Annotated in this window: 22 protein-coding genes; 4 read left to right on the plus strand and 18 right to left on the minus strand. The window is 64.5% G+C overall.

The window, feature by feature from the left end; all coding sequences use genetic code 11:
- Positions 1-29: 29 nt before the first annotated feature.
- From BFL43_RS09310 to BFL43_RS09385, 16 genes are all read right to left on the minus strand, one after another.
- Positions 30-284, minus strand: a complete 255-nt coding sequence (locus tag BFL43_RS09310; protein ID WP_084892272.1) for a hypothetical protein — start codon at positions 282-284, stop codon at positions 30-32.
- Entirely contained in the window at positions 281-868 is a 588-nt protein-coding gene (locus BFL43_RS09315; RefSeq protein ID WP_084892273.1) for a DUF4913 domain-containing protein, read from the minus strand. Before BFL43_RS09315 ends, BFL43_RS09310 begins: the two co-directional genes overlap by 4 nt.
- Positions 865-2,601: a type IV secretory system conjugative DNA transfer family protein gene (locus BFL43_RS09320; protein ID WP_084892274.1), complete on the minus strand. Its 1,737-nt coding sequence runs from the start codon at positions 2,599-2,601 to the stop codon at positions 865-867. The genes BFL43_RS09315 and BFL43_RS09320 overlap by 4 nt, the downstream gene beginning before the upstream one ends.
- Positions 2,598-3,296 carry a hypothetical protein gene (locus tag BFL43_RS09325; RefSeq protein ID WP_143695214.1) on the minus strand — a complete coding sequence of 233 codons (699 nt, stop codon included), beginning with the start codon at positions 3,294-3,296 and terminating at the stop codon, positions 2,598-2,600. Before BFL43_RS09325 ends, BFL43_RS09320 begins: the two co-directional genes overlap by 4 nt.
- Positions 3,286-4,959: a hypothetical protein gene (locus BFL43_RS09330; RefSeq protein WP_084892276.1), complete on the minus strand. Its 1,674-nt coding sequence runs from the start codon at positions 4,957-4,959 to the stop codon at positions 3,286-3,288. Before BFL43_RS09330 ends, BFL43_RS09325 begins: the two co-directional genes overlap by 11 nt.
- A 1-nt stretch (position 4,960) precedes the next feature.
- Positions 4,961-6,457, minus strand: a complete 1,497-nt coding sequence (locus BFL43_RS09335) for an SCO6880 family protein (RefSeq protein ID WP_084892277.1) — start codon at positions 6,455-6,457, stop codon at positions 4,961-4,963.
- 45 nt (positions 6,458-6,502) lie between these two features.
- Positions 6,503-8,392 (minus strand): hypothetical protein, encoded by a 1,890-nt coding sequence (locus BFL43_RS28885; RefSeq protein ID WP_084892278.1) that lies wholly within the window; start codon positions 8,390-8,392, stop codon positions 6,503-6,505.
- Positions 8,389-9,093 carry a hypothetical protein gene (locus BFL43_RS09345; protein ID WP_084892279.1) on the minus strand — a complete coding sequence of 235 codons (705 nt, stop codon included), beginning with the start codon at positions 9,091-9,093 and terminating at the stop codon, positions 8,389-8,391. Before BFL43_RS09345 ends, BFL43_RS28885 begins: the two co-directional genes overlap by 4 nt.
- 12 nt (positions 9,094-9,105) lie before the next feature.
- Entirely contained in the window at positions 9,106-9,834 is a 729-nt protein-coding gene (locus BFL43_RS09350) for a hypothetical protein (RefSeq protein ID WP_084892280.1), read from the minus strand.
- 31 nt (positions 9,835-9,865) lie between these two features.
- On the minus strand, positions 9,866-10,117 hold the full coding sequence (locus BFL43_RS09355; RefSeq protein ID WP_084892281.1) for a hypothetical protein: 252 nt from the start codon (positions 10,115-10,117) through the stop codon (positions 9,866-9,868).
- The gene (locus BFL43_RS09360; RefSeq protein WP_084892282.1) at positions 10,110-10,361 is read right to left on the minus strand and encodes a hypothetical protein; all 252 of its coding nucleotides are present in this window, start codon (positions 10,359-10,361) and stop codon (positions 10,110-10,112) included. The genes BFL43_RS09355 and BFL43_RS09360 overlap by 8 nt, the downstream gene beginning before the upstream one ends.
- The gene (locus tag BFL43_RS09365; protein ID WP_084892283.1) at positions 10,361-10,705 is read right to left on the minus strand and encodes a hypothetical protein; all 345 of its coding nucleotides are present in this window, start codon (positions 10,703-10,705) and stop codon (positions 10,361-10,363) included. The genes BFL43_RS09360 and BFL43_RS09365 overlap by 1 nt, the downstream gene beginning before the upstream one ends.
- Before the next feature lie 15 nt (positions 10,706-10,720).
- On the minus strand, positions 10,721-11,248 hold the full coding sequence (locus BFL43_RS09370; protein WP_143695215.1) for a hypothetical protein: 528 nt from the start codon (positions 11,246-11,248) through the stop codon (positions 10,721-10,723).
- Positions 11,245-11,889: a hypothetical protein gene (locus BFL43_RS09375; protein ID WP_143695216.1), complete on the minus strand. Its 645-nt coding sequence runs from the start codon at positions 11,887-11,889 to the stop codon at positions 11,245-11,247. Before BFL43_RS09375 ends, BFL43_RS09370 begins: the two co-directional genes overlap by 4 nt.
- 20 nt (positions 11,890-11,909) lie before the next feature.
- The gene (locus BFL43_RS09380) at positions 11,910-13,010 is read right to left on the minus strand and encodes an NlpC/P60 family protein (protein ID WP_240498159.1); all 1,101 of its coding nucleotides are present in this window, start codon (positions 13,008-13,010) and stop codon (positions 11,910-11,912) included.
- A gap of 115 nt (positions 13,011-13,125) precedes the next feature.
- Positions 13,126-14,085, minus strand: coding sequence for a cutinase family protein (locus tag BFL43_RS09385; RefSeq protein WP_240498160.1), 960 nt, complete (start codon positions 14,083-14,085; stop codon positions 13,126-13,128).
- 1,153 nt (positions 14,086-15,238) lie between these two features.
- On the opposite strand from BFL43_RS09385, the gene BFL43_RS09390 reads away from it, so the two are divergent.
- Together BFL43_RS09390 and BFL43_RS09395 are read left to right on the plus strand one after the other, a co-directional pair.
- Positions 15,239-15,691 (plus strand): helix-turn-helix transcriptional regulator, encoded by a 453-nt coding sequence (locus BFL43_RS09390; RefSeq protein WP_346425957.1) that lies wholly within the window; start codon positions 15,239-15,241, stop codon positions 15,689-15,691.
- A gap of 255 nt (positions 15,692-15,946) precedes the next feature.
- Positions 15,947-16,372, plus strand: a complete 426-nt coding sequence (locus tag BFL43_RS09395) for a hypothetical protein (RefSeq protein WP_240498162.1) — start codon at positions 15,947-15,949, stop codon at positions 16,370-16,372.
- 245 nt (positions 16,373-16,617) lie between these two features.
- On the opposite strand, the gene BFL43_RS09400 is transcribed toward BFL43_RS09395, so the two are convergent.
- Entirely contained in the window at positions 16,618-17,727 is a 1,110-nt protein-coding gene (locus BFL43_RS09400; protein ID WP_084892289.1) for a hypothetical protein, read from the minus strand.
- Entirely contained in the window at positions 17,724-18,134 is a 411-nt protein-coding gene (locus tag BFL43_RS09405) for an ImmA/IrrE family metallo-endopeptidase (RefSeq protein ID WP_168176582.1), read from the minus strand. Before BFL43_RS09405 ends, BFL43_RS09400 begins: the two co-directional genes overlap by 4 nt.
- A 1,266-nt stretch (positions 18,135-19,400) precedes the next feature.
- On the opposite strand from BFL43_RS09405, the gene BFL43_RS28890 reads away from it, so the two are divergent.
- On the plus strand, positions 19,401-19,556 hold the full coding sequence (locus BFL43_RS28890) for a hypothetical protein (RefSeq protein ID WP_168176583.1): 156 nt from the start codon (positions 19,401-19,403) through the stop codon (positions 19,554-19,556).
- Between the two features lie 217 nt (positions 19,557-19,773).
- Positions 19,774-20,961 (plus strand): helix-turn-helix domain-containing protein, encoded by a 1,188-nt coding sequence (locus BFL43_RS28540; protein ID WP_143695218.1) that lies wholly within the window; start codon positions 19,774-19,776, stop codon positions 20,959-20,961.
- Positions 20,962-21,181: the final 220 nt, after the last annotated feature.

The following is a 21,181-nucleotide window of genomic DNA, read 5'->3' on the forward strand; positions in this document are numbered from 1 at the left end:
GTGCTGTGGTTGTGGCGGTCGGCCCATAGTCAGGACCACCGCGCGAGCGCGAGGAGGTTGCCGCCGAGCGCCACTATCCACACGCCGGTCATTAGTACGTATGCAGCCGTGATCAGCATCTGTGTGCCGCGTGGGCGGGTCTGGGGGTGACAGTCACGTCGGCCGAACCCGACACGTGCGATCCACCACATGGTGCTGATCACCGCAATGAGACTGGCGCACAGAACTACCCAGTCCCAGATTCCGCCGTCCGCCGCCGCACTGGCCGCCACCTGTGTTGTCATGTCTGGTCCCTTTCGGTGGCGTGGCGATCTGTGGGGCCGGGCCTCTGGTCATCGGTAGGGGCCGCGGTGTCGAGGTAGCGGCGTTGGGGTTCGTGGAGGTCGGTGGTACAGCGGTTGAACGGCCCTGTCGGGGCGATGAGAACTCCCAGATGGTGATCGAAGTGATCACGCAGGTACGCCGAGACTGCTTCTGGCCCTTCAATGGCGGCAGCGATCTGCACGGACCGCAGCACCCAGAACCGGGTGATCGCTTCGGGGTGTTCGTACCAGCGGGTGCACCACCGCACATCGCCTTGTCCGGAGCTGCTGAGTTTGCGTTCACACCACCCTGAGACGTTGGCCTCTACCCAGGGGATGAGCACAGCAAGGTCCGGTGGGCCGGCCTCGGCGGCTCCAGCCGGCGGCGTCTCGGTCGCGGGCTCTGTCTCGTCGCCGCTGTTGTCGATGGCGGGTGGGGTGTCGGCGAGACGTTCGAGCGAGTCAAGCGCTTGAGCGTGCAGCGTCGTGCTGTCGCTGACCCGCGCGAGCTGGTCCTGCATCGCTGCCAGGGTTGCTCGCAGTTCGGCAATCTCGTTGGTAGTCATGCACTCTGGGCTTTGGTGGTGTTCTCGGTCCCGGCGATCTGGTGCAGGTGGCGGCCCAGGGAGTTCGTAGTTCCTAGGGCGGTCATGGCGCTGTCGCGGATCTCGCTGGTTGCTCGGCGGGCGATGTCTTTGATTTCGCGCGAGTCGTCTTCGGTGTACCAGGGCAGCAAGTCCATCAGGACCGGGCGCGAACCTTGGCGGATGAGCAGTGCGTGCGCCCGTGACATCGCGGCGACCTCCTCGGGCCGCATGATCGGTTCATCGACGAGGGAACGTGATTTTCCTTGCGGTCCATTGGAGTTGGTTTGCCAGATCTTGTGCGTGCCCACGAGGTCGGAGATCATTCGGGCGTCCTCGATGTTTTGCAGCCCGGCCCCGATGATGCGGCAGGTCGATGCGCCCCACAGTGCGCCCATCTGTTCGCGGCCCCACACACCCATGCCCTGTTGGTAGGACTGCAAGATGACGTCGACGAGAATTCCTTTGCTACCCAGGTGGGACGCCTTGTCGGGGAGTTCCTTGATTCGGCAGATATTGGCTGCCTCATCGAGCACCATCGTGACGGGCGGATCGACGCGGCCACCTTGCGCGGAGGCGGCGAGGTCGCCAAGTTTGAAGATGTGATCAACCATCGCGGCCACGACCGGGCCGGAGCTTTCCGCTCCTTCTTGGGTCATCAGATACAGGGTGGGCGCGTCGTCGGTGGTGGCGGTGAACAATGTCCACAGGTCCAGTTCGGGAACCTCGTGGTCGGGTTGGTCGATCCAGGTATCGGGTGGGGTGATCCACGTCAGCGCCGACTCGTCCTGGATGCAGGCCAGGGCGGCCGCCGCACCGCCCTGGATCCCGCCCAGGGTTTCGTGCGGGAGGTCGAGTTGGCCTTCGAGGGCGTCGGCGGCCCGGCGTTGTCCGTGCTCGCGTAGCAGCTCTACCGGCTTGCGGGAGTAGGTGTCGATCCACGTCACGACATCGCGCATGGTGTGCCCAGATAGTGCGGCGGCGAGCAGGTTTCGGGCCAGCATGAACTTGGCTCCGGAATCGAAGAAGCCGGAGTTGCCGCTCTCGGAGTTGTTCGATCCGACTCCGGCCATGAAGTGGGTGGCGATCCGCTTGGCGGAGTTGAACGACGTGATGTCGCGCAGGATGTTCCACCACCACATCTGTGTGGCGAACGCGATCTGGCCGGGATCGTAGGCGTAGATAGGTCCGTGCACTTTGCGCATCGCGGCCGTCAAGATCCACAGATCAGGTTTGTTCGAGGTGGCCACGACCGCGCCGGGCGCGGCGAGAATCCGCGGCACCGCTTGCGAGGAGGTCTTGTTCGACCGAGGACCCATGATGACGAGGCAGAAGTCCTCCAGCGTTTTGTACAACAGCTTCTTACGGCCGGCGACCTTACCGATCACGACGGCCAGCTGCGCCATGTCCTGGCCATCGTGGTCGTCGAGACCGCGCAGCTCGGCCCCCTTCTTCGCTGCCCCTGCGCCCATGACGTCCCCGAGGTCCTTGGTGTCGCGGAGCTTGCGCTGGGCGGGGGTCAAACCCCACAGCGGGTAGGTCACCGTGGCCACGGCCGCGATCGCTGCGCCGATCACCAGGCCGGCTCCGACCACGATCCATTGTGGCCAGCCGGTGACCATCTGCACGCCGGTCAGCGCGCCCAGATACACCACGGCCGCGATGACGCTGCCGGCGATGATCTGCCCGGCGTTGTCGCCGCCCGGGGTGCTCATGCTGCCGTCTCCTGGCGCAGTCCGGCCGTGCGCGCCAGGTAGCGGCACCGGTCGGCCACCACAGCTCCCAGCGTGGAGCTGGCGTCGATGCACACCGCATCGGTGCCGGTGGGGCAGCGCAGTTCGTAGAACGGTCCCGGACCCCGGCCGGCGCTGCCCGGGCCGCTGATGATGCCCTGCTCGGTCACCAGAGGGAGCACTGCCTTCGCGGCGGCGGCGGTGACCGCATCGCGGCCAGGGGTCAGGTCTGCGGCCACGGCCGCCAGATCGAGGGCGAGATCCTCGGACCCGCTGCCGGCGAGCAGCTCGGCGAACGTGGCGGTCGATCGCGAGTCGAGCAGGTGGGCGATGGTGATCGGCGGCCAGTCCACCATGGACGCTGCGTGTAGTGCGGCAGCGACCACCACCGACGCTTCGGGCACCACCAGGCGCATCGCGTCGGGTAGCGCGCTGGTGAGCTGGTCCGCGATCGCACCAGCGACGCGCACGTCAGTGCTCAGCGAGATCGCCGGCCACCATCCGCGGCGCTGCCCCCCGGCGGTGGATGCTGCACTGACCACAGCGGTCTGCGGGCAGTGGCGCCACGGGGCGGCGAGCAGGGCGGCCGGAGTGTGGGTGATCATCAGCTGCGTGTGCGGCGCAGTCCACAGCTCTATGCCGGGCTCGTGCTGCACGGGTGTGTGGTTATGCGACATGACCTTTGATCCCTTCCCAGGCGGTGTCGGTGTTGTAGATGTCGAGTTCTTTGGGGGTGAGTTCGAGCATCACGGGCAGGCCCATGCGGGCACCGGATTTGACGAGGTACTTGCCGCGGCCAGGGTGGCGCTGGCCGGGAACCCAGGTCGGTGGGGCGGACCACTTGGTCACCATCTGCCGTTCCCGGCTGGTGAACGGGGTGATTTCGTGCAGGCGGCCCATTTCGGCGTTGTCGAGGCCGCCGAGGATCTTCACGCCGTTGCGTGCGGCCATGCCTTTGGCTTTGGCACGGTCCTGCTCGGTGGGCAGAGCGTCGAGGTCGGTGGTCGAGTGTGTCGATTGGGCCGAGACGATGCCGCGGTGCCGGTTGAGGCGGGTGACGCGATCGGACTTTTCCACCAGTCCGGGTGCGGCCCGCAGCGCCCGCCACAGCTCGTCTTGGGGTTGGAAGATGTTGCGGCGCACGCCACTGGCCTGCTGTGCCTCGACTACCGAGGTAGCCCAGGTCCAGGCGCACATCATGGCCGCCGAGACCACTGCATCGCTGTCGTCTTCGATCGCTGAGAGCGATAGGGACACTGCGGGTACGTCTTTGGGCACCTTGAAGGTAGAGGGGCGGTCGAACATGCCGTTGATCGGACCGTCCGGACTGCACAGCAGGTCCATGGTGTTGCGGAAGTCGCGGATCTCGCGGGCGTAGGAGAGGTCTTCGGCGCCGGCGCTCGCGCGGGGGGCTACGGCCATGATCTTGCGCAGCGGATCGCTGCCGTCGTCGATGGCGCGCAGCACATCAGGAATGGTGGGATCGGTGCCCGGGCCAGCGGCGTCGGCGGCGATGGCCGTCGCTGTTCCCAGCAGCAGACGTTCGGTGGGGCCTAGTTCGTGGCCCCCGGCGATGGTGAACAGCGATTCGAGCAACGCCAGACGACGGCCGTTGGCCATGGCCAGCAGTTGTTCGCGCTCAGCGCCGGTGGCGGCGTTGATGACCGCGCGCAGCGGCCCCAGGTCGAGGGGGTTGAGGGAATCCATCCCCACTCCTCGCCCGACACGGAACACCGCACCGCCCATGGCGTGCACCAGGGGCGTGTATTCGTCTTTGAGGTCGCCGGGAATCACGCCGGTGAACCCGAAGCCCACCAGCCCCATCAGCAGACGTTTGATGGCGGTCGACTTGCCCACGCCGGGCTGGCCCTGCACCCAGATTCCGGTGTTGGTGACCAGCCCGTCGATCAGCCATTGCGCGGGGTCGAGGCCGATCGGTTCGGCGGTGTGCAGGTTCCGGCCGAACGGCACCCCGCGCACTTGCGCACCGGCGGGGGCAGGGAACGGGTAGAAGCCGGGCATCTGCGCGGTCGTGGACTGCCAGAGTTGCCCGGCCTCGACATTGGCGGCCCATCCCCCGAACTCGCGCCGATCGCCCTTGGGGCTGGGCATCGGTCCGAGCGCAGCGTTCAGGACCTCGAACGGCATGTGCGGGTCGAGATGGTCGTAGGAGAAGTCCTCGGCGTCGGGGTCCTCGGCGGCGACCGAGCGTTTGCCCAGCCCCAGCGCCGACAGGATGCGTTCGCCCATGCTCACCCGCACCCCTTCGGCGGCGACGCTGTCCTCGGCCGGGGCGTCAGGGCGGGCGGTGATGTCGGTCAGTGCGGTGTGATGTCCCATGTCAGCTTCCCCATCGTTCGGTCGAGATCTTCGACAATCCGGCGCTCGGCTCAATGCCGATACCGAGCGAGGCGGCGAAGGTCGCTGCCATGGCCTTGCGTGCGCGGCGGAAGTGAATCTTGGCCTGTCCCATGCGTTCTTCGACATCTGAGCACGCCGCGGCGAGGGTTTGTTCGTTGCGGACCGTGGTGGTCACGTACATGGTGAACCGGCCCAGACCGGCACCGAGGGATTCTTCCTGCGCTGCCCGGCGGGCCTTGACCCGGTCGTCGTGGTCACGTTGTGTCTCATCCTTTTTCGTCTTGTTCGCCCAGATGCGACGGAAGGTGCCGGCGTTCACCTCGTCCTCTACCTTTTTGGAGGCTTCGGCGGCGCTGTAGGGGCGATAGACCAGCGATACCCGGCGGTGATACTTCCCTGGTGAGACCAGTGGAATGAGCTGGCGGTAGCGCGTCACTCCTCGAGGTGGGGCCTTCATCAGCCACGACACCGAGTAGCCCGAGTCGTGGGCGTAGATGTCGGCTGATTCCTCGGTGCGCAAGGGTCCGGCGTCGGCCCACTCCCACAGTTCGTCGTCCTGGGAGAGGTCGGCCGTGCGTACCGCCGGGTCGAATGCGGCGCGCAGATAGCGGATCGTTTGTCCGGTGCTGGCGCGGTGGGTCACCGTCATTCCTGATGCGGCCAGCGAACTTTCGAACCGCGGCAGCATGTTGACCACTTCTGCGGCACCTTCGGCGAGGGTTTTGGGTTCGGGGACGGCGTTTTTCAAATCGAAATTGATGGTCACCAGGCAGGTGACCTCTGCGGTCGTTGCCCGGCTCTGGGAGACCAGCTCGGTCAAGATGTCCCGGCATACCTGCGGAGAGTCTTTGACCAGGCGGCCGTCTTCCCAGCCGCCGGCCGCGGTGCCCACGGTGTAGGCCCGCTGGTTCACTCCCCCGCTGGGCGCAGATTCGGCGGTGAACGCGATCGCCGCGACCAGCGGCATGTGCCCCAGATCGGCCAGCAGGCCACCGAAGTTCGTCACCCACTGCAAGGCGTCCTCATCATCAGCGAGGGTCAATCCGACCGGTGAGACGTGCAGGCGGGCCGAGAGGATCCCGGTGCGGCGGTTCCAGATCAGGCACTGGTAGCCGCCGCGCCCGTCTTCGACCTTGATCGGGCACAGCGGAGCTAGGACGCCGGGCAGGTTCTCCCCTCGCGGCACCTCTTCGAACACGTCATCGGCCCATGCGGTCGCGTTGCCGGCGCTGGCCCACCGTCCGTGATGAGCGATATGTCCCATCGCCGTGCGCTCCCCGAACGGGATGACCGTCAAAAACAGGGCGGGCACCGCGACCGCGACGAGTACGAGGGTGAACGACAGGCTCCCGAGCATGGGGGACATGCAGATCGCGAAGATGCTCGCGAACACCGCGATCGTGCCTTTGGTGCCGAGTTTGCCCACTCCCCAGCCGCGGGATTTGCGGAAGCCGGTGTAGGCCGGGCTGCTACTCATAGGTGTGTCCTTGTCTGCTCTGGTGGATGCGTCGATGGTGGTGGGTCATGGCATGTCCGGCCCGAACTCGTTCTCGCCGCTGCTACCGCCGAGTGATTCGGTGGCCAGCGAGTCGGCTCCGCTCTGTACCTCTCCTGCGGCTTCTTTGGCGGCCATCGCCCCGGCGACGTATGGGTTGGCTGCCGCTGCCCCGCCGGCGGCCTCGGCACCTGCCGCGCCGCCCTCGGCCGATCCGGCCACCGGCACGCCGCCGTCTGCGCCGGAGTCGGTGCCGATACCGCCGCCGGCGTCGGGGCTTTCCTCGGCCGGGCTCGGTCCCATATCTGCGCCGGACCCGTCGTCTGCTTCGCCTCCGGCTCCGTCCTCGCTGCCGCCGGTGCCGTTGCCCTCGCCCTTGGCGCCCGAGCCCGGGCCGCCGGGGCTGTTGCCCGGGCTGGGATCTGCTTCGGGGCCTTGCGGGGCGCTGCCTGGGCCGGTGGAGTCCATGTAGTTCGACTGCGAGTCTCCGCCGCTGCCCAAGGAATTGGACATTTGGCTGATCATGCCCGCGCCGCCCGCCCCTGCGGCCAGGGCGGTTCCGGCTGAGCCGCCTCCGGCGATACCTGGGGTGAGGAAACTGAAGAACGCGAGCATGGTCGGCAGTGACAAGATCGCCAGCGCCAGGACCATCAGCCCGACCATCACGGCCGAGAGTGACTTTTCGGTGCCCATGAGCTTCCAGGCCAGCGAATACAGCATGGCTGCGGCCGGTTTGTAGAGCACCAGGGCGGTGAGCATCCCGACGATCTTGGGGAACCACGCGCGCCCCCACGGCGCGAGCTGGCCGGCGGCAGCGAAGATCAACAGCGCGAACAGCACGACGATGCCCGCCTGGCGGGCGAAGCCGAGTACCCATTGAATGAAACTCAGCACTACCGCGACAATGCCTAGCAGCAGCACGCCGCCGGGGTTGGAGATGGTCTGGATACCGAGCATTTCCCGCATTCTCGGGCCGAACTCTTCGGCGCCTTTGGCGGTGATCTGCTGGGCGAAGTCGTCTCCGGCGTGCAGCGCGCCGGACAGGACGATCATCGACAGCGACGAGATCATGATGAATTTCAGTGCCCCGAGGGCGAACTCGGCGGCCGGGCCGCTGCGGCGCAGCATCATCATGCCGATCGCTGAGCCGATGATCCCGGCCGCGATGATCATCATGGCGACGGTCTGGATGGGCTTTTCACCGTTGAGCGCGCCCGCGTAGGAGATGTCGATGGAGTCGGTTTTGAGCCACCACGACATCGACAGGACCAGCAGGTCGCCGGAGAATTTGCCAACCGATTCGCAGGCTTGGGCAAACCAGTTGTCCAGCATCTCTTTTCCAGCGTTGAGCGGGTTGAGTTTGCCCAGGTCCACTTTCTCTTCGACATCGCCCGCGCCGGGGGTGACGGTGCCACCTTCGGTGAGCTTGATGAACTTGCCGCCCTCGTCGTATTGGGCGGGCGCAGGATCGCCGGTGGGGTCCGAGCAGATCGGGATCTTGCCCCGCGCTTTCTCGCAGTCCAAGACGCCGCTGCCGTCGAGCAGCTCGATGTGCTCGGGAGCGAGTTGCTGGGGCAGGCCGGTCCCGGCTCCGGTGGTGCCGACGTAGTTACCTTCGGTGTCGAAGATGTAGGCGTACATGTCTTTGGACTGCTCACGCAGCCCGTGCTCTTCGCACTCGCCGAAATCGCGGTGATCGCTGCACTTGATGATCTGATACTTGTCTTCGTGCTCGTCCATCGGTGTGAGCCACGACTTCTGCTCGGCGGTCAGCGTCGGCTTAGGGGGCATCCAGCCCGGCGCGGTAGCCGGGTCCGCGGCCGCTAGACCCGCCCCGACGGTCAGTACCGCCAGCAGTGCCACCAGCGCGGTCACCACGGGGCCGGTCAGGCGGCGCAGCTCGGCCGACGGGTTCACTGGAGGGCTCCTTCGAACAGGTGCCATCCGCCCTCGGCGGAGATCTCCGCCCGCGGCACGTCATCGGCGGGGGCGTCGCCGTAAAGGCCGGGCTGGAGCTTCCAGTCCCCGCCGATCCACACGACCGAAAACCGGATCACGGTGACCGCATCGTCAGAATCGGTCGGGACAGCGAAATCAGTGCTGGCCGCGTAGTCGCTGTACGGGCGGGCCGGGCGCCACGCCACCACCCGGGGCAGGCGCTGATCGGGCTCCATCGATGCTTGCAGGTCGGCCACCGACACCCGGAACGCGTCGACCGCTTCTCGATCCCCGACCACCTGGCGCTCGTAGATGTCGTCGGTCCCGGACAGGACCGACAGCCGAAGCGCGATCTGCCAGGCCGCGAGGACCGCGCCGATCTCGGTGTGCGCGAACCCGTAGGCGCTGACTCCATCGAGCTCGCGTGGCCCGGCGGCTTCGGAGAACGGAAGCTCGGCCCGGCCGACGACCTGCCAGGTGATTGCGGTCGACGGGGCTTGCGTCACCGTCGCAGTGCTGGTGCCGCTGCCGTCATCATCGTTAGTGTCGCGCTGGGAAATGACCACGATGGTCGCGACGATGAGCGCGAGCAGGACCGCGAGCACCGCGACGAGGACAAGTGCGGTGCGCGATGGGCCGCCGGCGGGTGGTCGGCGGAACTCGGGGGTGGTGAACGACATGGCGCTGCGCTCCTAGATGCGGGTGAAACCGTCGAGTGACGGCGAATCGGGAAGGTCGGTGGCCATCGGTGAGAACTGGTCGCTGTATTTCCAGTCGCCGTCGACCCACGCCAGGGCGGCGCGGGCGAACCGGAACTGTCCGCCCTGACCCGGGAAGGCCAGCCACAAGCTCACGGCGGTGTCGGTGTAGTCCGCGATCTTGAACGCCGCAGGCGCAGAGGCGTACTGGCCGATGAGTGCGGCGTCGAGCGGATTGGCCGAGCGGGCATCGATCAGCTGTTGACGGGTCTGCTGATCAACCGCGGTCTGGGCGTTGACCACGTCGGTGAAGTCCGGCGACCACGCGAGGCGGAACGAGATCTGCGCGGCCGCCATCACCGCGCCCTGCGGGGTGTGGCTGTAGCCGCTGGCGACCGCGCCGCGGATCTGCGCGGGACCGTCGGAGGAGGAGAACGGCAACGGGACTCCGTCGACGCGCTGCCACGAAATGTCGTGCGGTGCGCCGGTGAGCCACAGCGGATCGGCTGGCGTGCGGATCAGGGCTGGTTGCTGAGGCAGTACCGATCCCTTCCCGGCCGCCTGCGTCGCACCGGGCACGGCTACCTGCTGTGGTTGATCGTCGGTGTCGCTGCCGCGACTGACGATCCACACAGCCGCCACCAGAACCCCCACAGCGATCCCGGCGGCCAGCCATCGCCAGTCCAGTGTGCGGCCGGCGAACTCCTTTGTCGTCAACGCCATTGCAAGGCAACCTTTCCTAGAGAGAGTTCTTTTAGTTGGCGAACACGAGGATGCCGCCGATGGAGCTGAACGATCCGCCGATGAGCAGTCCCACCCACAACCAGATGCTGCTTTCTAGAGCGGCTTTGGCGACGGTCGATCGTCCGCGAGCGCCGACGATCATCAACATGCACACCGTCATTCCACTCATCACGGCCACGATGCCGAACCCGGTCAGCAGCGTCCCGATCACGAAATCGGAGAACTCGTCCAGGTTTTTCGGGGCGTCATCGGCGTCACCCACCGAACTGCTCCCAGTTCAGCTGGCCCTCTTTCGGAGTGCCGTACTTGATCTCATCGCCGCCGGACTCGGCCGAGTCAGCCCCCGCCTCAGGGGCCGCCGACTCGCTCGCGGCCGGCGCACTGGGCGACGGAGAGGGCGTGTCCGACGGCGTAGCCGTCGCCGGGCCACCGCCCACTATCAGCACTACCAGCGCCGCCAGCACGCACAGCGCCCACGCGGCGGCGCGGTACAGGCGGGCAGCCATTACGAGACCATGTCGAAGATGCCGACCAGGGACGCCGCGCAGATCAAGCCGCCGAAGATCCAGGGGAAGTGCATGACCGCGTCTTTGGCGTAGTTGGATCGACCGCGAGCACCCAGCACCATCCCGACAGTGACGAACAGGCCGGCGGCCATCGCGCAGACATACAGGAGCGTTTTGCCCATACCGAGGAAGGTGTTGACGCCGTTTTGTGCCTTCTCCGGCAGCGGCACCGGTTCGGGGTCGGGGAAGTTGCCGTCGGCCAAGACCGCTGCGGCGTGATGCGGGTGGGGCAGGGCGTCGATGATCGCGGGCCCCTGGGACCACAACTCGAGTAGTGCAGACATGGGCGGTGTTTCCTTTCAGGAAATCCGGCGGAGACGTTCTCCGGCGGATGCTTCGGTGGTCGATGCACTCTCACGTGGCGCGGGCTCATCGACGGGCTGGTCGGTGGTGACCAGAGGCAGCACCGCAGTAACCAGTGCTTCGCGGCAGCTGCGGGCGCGCATGACCCATGCCGGCGGAACTTCGGCTACCACGTCGTGGCGTATCGCCTCGATAGGTGTGGCCAGAGCGCGTAGCTCCTTGACCCACGGGAACCAGAGCACGGCAGGAACATTGGGCTCCATCATCCGTGCGCGGTCGCGGACCTGGGCGGGTGGTTTGTCGCCACAATCGGCGTTGATCACGACCACCGGGTGCGGCATGAACACCGCCGCAAGCCGGGTAGCGGCAGCGAGGTCCGAGCTGACCGATCGGCAGACCAGCACGTCGACCGGATCGCTCTGATCGTCGACGACCCCCGCGTCGCGGGCCCCGATCAACGCTGCGATCAGTGAGGTCCCCACTCCCCCGCCCACTCCGCCTACGACAGGCTGGCGGGCGCTCATCGGGTCACCACCCCGCACCGGCCCTCGGCGTCGGAGGTCACCGACCACCGTCCGTCGCTGCGGGTTTTGATCAACGCGATCTGGGCGATGACCCGGCGCGGTGCTACCGGCGCGGTTGCGTCCCATCGTTGGGTCACCGCGACCAGCCGCACCGCGCGCGACTCGCTGTCGGAGGGCTGATCTTCCGCCCCGAGCTGCGCATCGACGCGGGCCTGGGCGCGCTGGGTGGCCAGGTCCGTCCAGTCTTGCCCGGGCGAGCCCGTCGGCGGTGAGCTGGCCAGACGCTTGGCGCACGCGTCGGTCAGCAGAGGCGCTGCGCGCAGCGCCGCTTGGTACGGGCTGGTGTCGGTGGTGGTGTCCCACCCAAACCAGACCCGTGCCGCGGCCAGCGCCACCGAGGTCGGGTCGAGGCGATCGACGACCACTCCCGGCGGCAGCGCCGACGGAAGAGCCGCCGAGGTGCTCGGCTGCTGCGGAGCAAGGCCCCACGAGGTGGTGGCCGGCGGGGTGAACGCCGGCAGCGATTGAGTCGCCATCGTCGTTGAGACCGCGCCGCGGTCGTCGGAGGCTCCGCCCATCCCGCACGCCGTGGCAGCCACCACCACGAGCGCCAGCGGCGCACCGTATCGAATTCGTCTCATAATCACTCCCTTTCAGTGCGTCACCAGAATCGGCGGACGTACTGTTCCTCTCCGTCGAAGCCGCTCAGAGGGCTGATCTTGACGACATCGCCCGACTGCGGGGCGTGCAAGATCATGTCCTGACCGTTCTGTTTGCCGTAGTAGATGGCCACGTGGTGGGTGTTGCCGCCCGGGCCGAAGTAGATGAAGTCGCCCGGTAGCTTGTCTGCCGATGAGATCTGCTTGCCCCGTGCATCATTGAGTTGCCCGGGGTTGGAGTTGTCACCGGTGTAGTGCGGCAACACGATCTGCTTGCTGGTGGCTTGGGCCAGTCCGTACAACGTCAGGCCCGAGCAGTCGAAACCGATCTTTTCGGTGTCACCGTTGGCGTCGGCGGCACCACCACCGTCAGAAATGCCCTTCGTGGGACCGTCGGCGTTTCCGCCGCCCCACGCGTACGGGGTGCCCAGCCAGCGGGCAGCGGCCTGGATGATTTTCTTGGCGACCGGGCCGGAGAGCTTTCCTCCGCGGCCGCCGCTACCGCCCTGTTCGAGGGAGGAGTACTTCGGGATCAGGCTCTTGATCTTCGGGGCGTACGACTCGGTTTCGCCGTTGTTGATCTTCGGGCCGCCGTTGGCGAGTACGCATCCGTAGCCGCAGTTGTAGGCCGACAGCACGATATCGAGATCGTCGCCCTGGATACGGCCTGACGCCTTGTCTTTCTGGGCTTGTTCGAGTGTTTTGCAGTCGAATTCGGCCTGAGCCATGATCGCATCGGGCGGATCGAACGCTGAGGCGGTGCCGTTACCGTTGGCGTCGACCGCATACGAGGGCCAGGTGTAGGGCATGAACTGCGACAAACCCTGCGCCCCGGCCGGGGACACCGCATTCGGATTCCATCCCGACTCGACCTCGATCTGCGCCGCAATGACTGGCGCAGAGATTCCTTTGCAGCGCTTGCCGGCTTTGATGACCCACGGTTCGAACTCGGGGGGCACGACACCGGTCTTGAGTCCAGCCTGGCTGCTATAGCCGCCGGTGTCGTCGTCGGGCTGCTGATAGGACGCAGCCGCGAAGAACATCACGAACAGGACCGGCACCAGGAGCAAAACTCCTAGCAGCAAACCCAGTGATTTCTTCACGGCGGGTACACCTTCCCCAGCTCAAACATGTTGCTCGATAACGGTTTGTCGTACGTATCTCTCTGGTTGGGGTGCACTCCCATACGCCCCAACCAGAGGCATGACGTGCCCGGGGTTAGTAGCCCTGGGCCTCGATGCGGCCCAGCAGCCACTTGGCCAGCCACAACGTCGCGGACTCGCCGCGCTGATCGACCGGCGTTTTGTTGTAGGCCGTGTGCGCGCCGAGCAGCGCATACGAGGCCACTTCGATGGCCTGAGTGGCCAACTCGTCGGGCTTGGTCAAACTCAGGAACGCGTCATACTCGGGCATCCGGACCACTTGGCCGATGTCGTCGAGCATCGACGACGAGAACACCACACGGGCCAGCTCCAGCGGCAGCGATGCCGGATTGACCGACGCCGCCAACGAGACACGCCCCACCTCGGTACTCACCGAACGGACAGCCTTGATGATGTCGGCCGGATCAGCAGTGGCCACGTTCGTCAGCAGCGTCACCGCACGTTGAGTGGCGTACGGCCCAATGTCTTCCTTCTTGAGGTTGAGCAGCGGGACCACCGCGGCGATGGCCTTCGACTTGCTCGACAGCGCACAGATACCGTCGCCGGTCCCGCAAAAACTCGTGACCCGATCACTGAGGACACCGAAGCCGTCTGGGCGAGCTCCCACGACACCCTGGCCACCGGGGTTCGGACCGACAAAGGATTCGGCGCCGGGCAACTGGATCGCCGGACTAGAGGTGCCGGTCTCGGCATCGGGGTCGGCGGTGGTCGGGGTACGGGCCGGATCACTCAACAGGCCTGCGGCCAGGATGTCCTTCGCGGGGAATGCGCCCTTGTTGTTGCCGATCTCCGAGAGCACGTCGCCGGCGATCAGTGAGCCTTGCGAGTAGCCAAGGATGGCGACTTTCGATGACGGGCAGTCGCTATCGATCTGTTCAAGACGCTTCTTCACTGCGGCGGTGCCCTGCGCCCGCGATTCACCCAACGTCAGCGGATCGCCATGAGCGACTTGCCCTATCGGTCCTCCAACCTGAGCGACATACGGGATCTGCTCAAAGCCCACCGAGAGCCCCACTTCCCCGGAGCCGGTCGTCGGTGCAGCCGGGACAGTGGATGTCGCAGACGGTGCCGAGCTGGAGGTCGACGGTGAGTCCTCACCGTCCGAGGGGCTTGTGTCGGGCCATAGGTCCGTTGCCTCCGAATCAATCGTCGGCGCGGATCCACTTGTCGTAGTGGGAGCCGCCGTTGACCACAAGGGCGCGTCTGGGTCTGCGCCGGCGTCCTGGCCATACGTCGCCGTGGCGGCGGGAGACTCGATTCCGGCTGGAACAGACGAGGGCCCTGGGATGGGAACCCCGCGCTCAACAGCAGCTTTCAGCGGATTGACGACATTGCCAAGCATCCCCGGAACGATCTTAGGGTCCGACTTGTTGGTCGTTTCCCACGTTCCAGGCACAGCTAGAACGAACACGTCCTTGCAATCCGTCGCTGCAACGGCAGGTCCTGCCGCGTTGGTAATGATCAGTGCACTTGCGGCCGTGATCCCGACGGATAGAGCGGTGGCGAGGAGTTGCTTGCCAGGCCGGGTCTCGAAATGCGGGCGCTTTATAGGTACGGCAGAAGCTGACATATCGACCTTTGAGGAGTTGCGAGTGGGCCGGACCGCCCAAAAAACAGACATAGCGATGCCTTCCAGTGCCAGGGCTGGTCAGAGAGAAAGAAGTCAGGACGCCGCGGGGCGTACACCAAAGGCAAGAGAACGAACCCGGACGATGGGGTGTCCCAGTGGACACGTCGGACCAGACACCATCCGATACCGGTACGGCTCGCACGCGAACCCCACCGGCTGCGCGGGACACCCCACACGCGGCGACAACGCGCCACGGCCGCTCGCAATAACACCTAAACTGGAAGAGTTCGGTGCTGTACCTACGGGTTCAGAGGCTGGACATTCGGTGCTCGGTGAGCGGCTAGACCGCAAATCTTGATCGCTCACTCGGTGCTTTTCGCCCTGGGAGAGGCCAGACGCCAAATCACGTCCTCTCCCAGGGTCCCCCGGTCTGTCAGGCGGTCGCGCCCGAATCGTCACGTGTTCCTCCACGAGAACCTCCTTATTCTACTATCTCATAATAAAACACACTTCTTAAGACCATGCAATAGAATCTGATGATGTGACCTCAGGCGAAGAGTCCTCCAAAGTTGGTAATCGTGAGACGAAGAGACTTCGCGTGAGCCGTCGCGTATTGCGTGGGTTTGCTCCAGAGCACTTCAAGTCCCTTCGGATCGATGCGGGCCTTTCGCGTGGAGAACTCGGGCGGATAGCTGATGTGAGTGAAGGGGCTATCCGAGCTTGGGAAGTGGGTGAGGCTGTGCCACAGGTGGACACCCTCGATCGGGTGATGACCGCTCTTGGCCGTCCGATTAGCGAAGTAGTTCAGGTGCGGGCCGATGATCGGTATCTGGCGGACCTTCGCGTTCTGGCCGGATTGACTCAGCCGCAGTTGGCCCAACGGGCGGGCTGCTCCACTGCGCAGCTTGCGGCCGTCGAGCGCGCTCACCGGCCGCTCAAAGAGCCGTTGCTGACGAACATCGCAGCCGCACTGGGCACTGACAAGTCGGTCGTGGACGCGGCCTACACGCGAACGCGACGACGGCCACCGACTCCAAGGCCTATGCCGTGATGTCACAGGTTGCTACTCCTCCCCGGCGCACTCCCTATACTGGCGCTAATATAGCGCACATATGTAAGCGGCGCGAGGGTGCCGGCCGGGAGCTACGCGAGGATGGTTGACATGCAACGCTTCGCCGATGTGATTAATCGGCGGAGACGTGAGCTGGGGCTAAGTCTTGCGTCTGTAGCTGCTGCGAATGGGCCTTCAGAACCCACGATGGTTCGCATTGAGAGCGGACAGAGTCCCCCTCTTCGTAACCCGACGTTGGCAAAGCTCGATGTTGCCCTCAAGTGGCCGGCCGGCAGCGCTCGCAACGTTTACCAGGGCGGCGATCCACTGGTCAGCGAGCAGGCGGGTACGACGGCGACGCACGGCGAGATTGCGGTTGCTGTCGGAACCATCACAGATCTCGTCGAAACTGTTACTGAGCTGAGCAACTACACCGCAGCGCACCCAGATCCCGAACTTGGCGAAGTTCTAGCCCGACTCCGGTACATCGTTTCTCCACTGGTCGGACGGGTGGTCGCAGATATGCTCCGTGACGAAAACCGACATGGAGTTGCGCCCAACCGGATTGCAGAGGCAATCCAGGTGTTTTTAGACACTCCCCCAGCAGACGTCACTCCATCGAGAACTGCGGCGAACACAGAGCTACGTAGACTAGCCGCGCGGACCCAGCAGAACGAGTAACACACTGAGAGGCGAGTCGGTGAATCAAACAGAAGAGCGCATCAAGCTCGTGGTTCAAACACTCCTGAACGAGGACGGTTTATCTGAGATCAGTGGCACTGTGGGGTGTTCGATCCAGCAGCTACAGAGCGGTGAGCTAACACCCTCTCAGATCGCCGTACTCGAGCGCACGTTGAGACTCCAAGAGTCATTTTTCAATCTTGGTGACTCCAACACTGAAGCGGAGCTCCGCCTAGTCAGAGCCCTCAAATTTGCAGGCCCGGAGAGGATACGCCTGCGCGGAGCCCCACCTGTCGCTTTTCTTGCTCAGGCGTTAGAAGAAGTAGATCGCGCTGATTCCATCGACGCGCAAGAGCAATAACATCTTCGGCGGTATTCGTTGGAACCGTCTCTCTGTTCTTTGCATGCAGTAGTTCCGCGTCGAAGTTGTCAGCACACAAAGTGGCCGCATCTAGCTTCAAAAAGTGCAGTGCTTCGATAGTTTCAGTAATTTGTCGAACAAGCCGGGTGTCGGGAGGCATAGCCGCAATCTCTGGGAGCCGGACATGAGGAGCGCGGTCGGTCACCACCCTCCAAACGGTCGGCAGGACAACAATCCACTCCCCCGTGAGGGTCGGTCCGTGCTGTCGCCCACGCAAGATCCATGCAGCCAGGCCGAGCAACCCAATTACGCACATACCCAGCGTGAAGTAGGCAAACAGATTTCCGTTGCTATCGCGTTGGAGCCGCTCAGCGGCCGAGAGCTTGCCCTGCCAGCTGGAGATCGAATACCAAAGCAGCATGACCGCGTTCACGCCCGTCGTGAAAAATAAGAGCACTGCAGCAGCGATGATCGCGGTCGAAGGCCGACGTTCATGGTCCCCATGGCGGAGGGATACAAGCACTACGATCAGCGCGTATAGGTCCCACAGCACGATTGCGCCGGCGTAAACCACGAAATAGCCGACGGACGTAACGGCGGAGGCTTCTTCGATGGAGGTGGTCCGGTCGCCCCCGGCGACTCGATCAAGCAATATCAAGATGATGCTCACTGTCACCAGGAGCACGAGGTTCGCTGACCACCAACCGGAGTGTTTTCGGTGCTTGTCCCTTGAGATGTGGGCCGCCGAAGCTGCCACCAAAGCCGCAGCAACGCAGAGGATATGGGCAGCAACACGCACACTGCGCTCGTCGGCTAGTTCGACTGCCCAGTCGTTCAGGGGACCAAATTTTATGGTGTCCACCAGTGCAAAGCACGCGATAAGGAGCGTGAATAGATGTGCTACCGAACGCATGACCGCAAAACGAGCTAACACTGTCACCCACGCGATGACGACTATTGAAGCATCAATCCACAACGGCAGATCGTTCCTCATCGTGGTCCAAGGAACGTGTCTAGAACTGACGATGCACTTAACATCCGCTGACCCCTCTGTATCAAATCGAAATCTTCGTCTCGTGCCAGCGTCAGCATGAGTAACTGACTTGCCAACAGCTCTGCGGACGCCTCGTCGGCGTTATCGAATGTCTCGCGGCGAAGTGCGTTGATGACGAGGTCTCTTGGGAGGGATGGAAACCACGCGGCCAGCAGGTCTTCGGTGATGCCCTCGCCCTGTTTGCCGCATGTATGTCCTAGCAGAATGTGGGCCAACTCGTGGGCGACGATCAAACGGGAGGGCCACTCACCCGACGCCGTGTCGTAGACGATGATGTGCGCGCTTTCAGTGGTTAGCACCATGCCGGAGATACCGTCAGAACCGCCGCCGACGGGAAATCCTGACAACGTGATTGCTCGCCCACACCGGTCCTGCGTGAAGGCGACAAGATCGTCGACACTAGAACACCTGCTTGACGCTGCACTACGAACAACTTTCTTAATGCGATGCGACGTAGTCTTTTTCATATCAGGTTGCGCCGGATTGTTGCTCTGATCGCGTTCCTGTCGACGTGCGCGACACCGCGATGTCGGGAGGCTGCCCCGGTCTTCGCTGGATGAAGACGGACCACCCCTGCATCCACGTCGACGAGGGCTGGGCGAGAACTCATGTTGGTGTGTCGTAGTGCTACACATGCCGCGACGCTGTCGTGGGCAGGCACGCCCCACTGGGGCCCGTACCCGTAGCTAGCTGCCCTGGATCGCCCATAGCTCTCATGTACGGCACGAAGTGCTTGGCTCGCCTCGCCAGTTCCGAAGTCGGTATCGTCGAGCACTACGGTTCGAGTGACGTCAAGGCCCACCCACGTGGTACGAAGGTCGCTGTGAGCCACGGCCGTTGATGCACGAGGGTTATGCCGCGTGTTGGTGTCCCCAGCAGCGGATAACCAGTCGCTGGGCTCCCCGAACCCATGGCCACCCATGACGATTACATCGCCGATCCATTCGGTAATCCGTGGTTCCATCTCAAGGGCCAGAGCCAGGTTCGTGAGAGGCGCGATTGCCAATAGCGCCCCCCGGCCGGCGGTGCGCTTAGCGAAGTCAATGATTGCTTCGGCGGCAGGTTGCGCCGAGCTCGCGGACGGGGGCTGCCGGGCGTCCGTCAAGGTATCTCCCAGGCCGTCTGAGCCGTGAGCGTCACCCCGAACCCAGCTGGCGGTCGGAGGGCCCCCTGTAACCACAGCGGACGACGATCCCCACAGATCCAGTACCCACTGGGCGTTCCGAGCCGCCTCCCCCGCGGTGCAATTCCCCCAGGTCGTCGATATTCCATGGAGCTTGCCTGCGGCCAGCACAAGACTGATGGCGAGTGAGTCATCCACCCCGCAATCAGTGTCTACCCACACGAGCTGCTCGTCAGTGAGCTGCCTCATTAGTCCCCCATGTATTAGTGGCTATGTAAGCGGTAGGGTCAATTATGTGTGCACCAACCGCGTGTCGCTACCCCAAAAGCGCCTTTTGTGTAGCCAAAATAGGGCCATGGCAGACCTCCCCGCAATTGCAGAGCCCACGGGCTCGGTTGACATGGCATCGCCAAGTTGCGTGAGGCGAGCTAAAGCTGGTCGGCCGCGAAAGGATCCTACGGGCGATGAACTGGACCGATTGAACGTCCGGATGCCCAGACGGCTCAAGGCTGCGGCGATCGCCAAAGCCGGCGAACACGGGATGACCCTGACGGACTACCTGGCAGGGCTTATCGCCGCGGACATGCCTGACGAGACCACCCATGACATTCCAGGAATACAGGAGGTGTTGCCGCAGTCTGCGTAGATCTAGCGCCATCGACAGCTAAATAACGCTGCGCGGAAGCCACACCTAACAAGAAGAAACCCCCCGGCGGACACCGGAGGGTCTTCGTTTGAAGTTAGGGGACCGAGTTACCAGCTCGGTCCGTTGAGGCTTCCGCCTCATCCCCGAAGGGACTGTCTTGACCGGACAGCCTCAGGGTACCGCGCACCCTTTTGCGCGTCCACACCCTGCACATCACGTGTCGGAAACAACATCCGACCCCAGGCCCATCGCTCGTCGTTACTGCGGGTCCACTCCCCTGCGCCGGCGGCGCGGGCGCGCCACCACCGTTCGCGGCAGGCTGTTCGCGATCATCGCCCAAGCCGCGCCCCGTGCGGACGCGGTGAAGATCGTCGAGAAGATGGGCGTGCGCGACAGCATCGCCCTGGACCTGGGCAAAGACGCCTACGCCGGGGTCCCCTGCTGGAACAAAGACGAACACTGGATCACCTGGGCGGTCCCTATCGCTTACGCCCAGCACTACAACCAGATCCGGCACCTCATTGGTGCCCACAGCACCAAACACCGCAAAGACGACATCTCCCTCACAACCCTGATCAAAATCGCGGCCGCCCACGCAATCCACGCAGACTTCCGCACCGGCCGTAACTGCCGACCCACCCTCGACAGACTCATCGAAATCACTGGTTACGGCGAACGCACCATCCAACGAGCACGCCACGTCCTTCGACTCATCGGCGTGGCCACTGAGATCGTTCGTGGCCGCCAACGCACCCTGCCTGAGCGCCTCGCCTCCCACCGCGTCGGCAGCCGCGCTCGAGGATGGGCCTCGGTCTACGCCCTGCACAGCCCCCAGCTTGTGGATAAAACCGCACGTCATAACCTCGCGGCACCCCACCCCGAAGGGCACCCTTTAGGGTGCCTATCCCCCCTTGGTAACTACTCACTAACCCCCACCGCCTGCGGCGGAGAGCTCAAAGGCCACGCTGCGCGTGACCGAGCTACCGACAAGAGGAGGTGGACCGGGCCACCACCGGATCAGAAAGGGCTCCTGCTGGCCTCCAGATGGCGACAAGACCCACACACACCGACCTGGGGCCGCCGATACACCCCCGCCGCCTGGTCCCACGTCCTAGCCCAACCAGCCGCCCACGACTGGACCAGCCGCGACCTCAACCAACTCCTGCGCGACTACACCCTGCCCGGCAACGGCAACTGGATCGCCCACAACCCCCACAAACCCATCGCCCTGCTCGCCGGCATCCTCAACCACCACGGCGACCTCCAGAATCGTCCGGCTGCCATCGACGACGCGCGTGAAGCCGAAGTTACCCACCAACGCCAAACCCAACTGGCGTGTGAACGCTGCGATGACCAAGGCTGGCTGCTCCCCTACACCGACGTAGGCACCCGCTGTGGGCATTAGGAACGAGGTGTTAATTGCGGGGAAGGTGCCCTCGATACCGCTATACCGCTATACATCTGTCCCCCATGCCCGCGTTCCCTCCCGCCATCATGCGGTCAAGCGGTACAGCGGTAAAGAGGTAAAGAGGTAAAGCTAACGACACACGCGCCAGCCTGCAGGCGGTGCGAGGACTATGGCTGGCTGCTCCCCCACTACAACAACCCGACGTAGGCCACACCAC

The organism is Williamsia sp. 1135, from assembly GCF_002095395.1.
GTDB lineage: Bacteria > Actinomycetota > Actinomycetes > Mycobacteriales > Mycobacteriaceae > Williamsia.

Coding starts and splice junctions, on each gene's coding strand:
- BFL43_RS28890 (WP_168176583.1), top strand. CDS start 19,401: ATGCCCAGACGGCTCAAGGCTGCGGCGATCGCCAAAGCCGGCGAACAC.
- BFL43_RS09350 (WP_084892280.1), bottom strand. CDS start 9,834: ATGGCGTTGACGACAAAGGAGTTCGCCGGCCGCACACTGGACTGGCGA.
- BFL43_RS09335 (WP_084892277.1), bottom strand. CDS start 6,457: ATGAGTAGCAGCCCGGCCTACACCGGCTTCCGCAAATCCCGCGGCTGG.
- BFL43_RS09315 (WP_084892273.1), bottom strand. CDS start 868: ATGACTACCAACGAGATTGCCGAACTGCGAGCAACCCTGGCAGCGATG.
- BFL43_RS09360 (WP_084892282.1), bottom strand. CDS start 10,361: ATGGCTGCCCGCCTGTACCGCGCCGCCGCGTGGGCGCTGTGCGTGCTG.
- BFL43_RS09400 (WP_084892289.1), bottom strand. CDS start 17,727: ATGAGGAACGATCTGCCGTTGTGGATTGATGCTTCAATAGTCGTCATC.
- BFL43_RS09370 (WP_143695215.1), bottom strand. CDS start 11,248: ATGAGCGCCCGCCAGCCTGTCGTAGGCGGAGTGGGCGGGGGAGTGGGG.
- BFL43_RS09325 (WP_143695214.1), bottom strand. CDS start 3,296: ATGTCGCATAACCACACACCCGTGCAGCACGAGCCCGGCATAGAGCTG.
- BFL43_RS09330 (WP_084892276.1), bottom strand. CDS start 4,959: ATGGGACATCACACCGCACTGACCGACATCACCGCCCGCCCTGACGCC.
- BFL43_RS09320 (WP_084892274.1), bottom strand. CDS start 2,601: ATGAGCACCCCGGGCGGCGACAACGCCGGGCAGATCATCGCCGGCAGC.
- BFL43_RS09375 (WP_143695216.1), bottom strand. CDS start 11,889: ATGAGACGAATTCGATACGGTGCGCCGCTGGCGCTCGTGGTGGTGGCT.
- BFL43_RS09310 (WP_084892272.1), bottom strand. CDS start 284: ATGACAACACAGGTGGCGGCCAGTGCGGCGGCGGACGGCGGAATCTGG.
- BFL43_RS09345 (WP_084892279.1), bottom strand. CDS start 9,093: ATGTCGTTCACCACCCCCGAGTTCCGCCGACCACCCGCCGGCGGCCCA.
- BFL43_RS09365 (WP_084892283.1), bottom strand. CDS start 10,705: ATGTCTGCACTACTCGAGTTGTGGTCCCAGGGGCCCGCGATCATCGAC.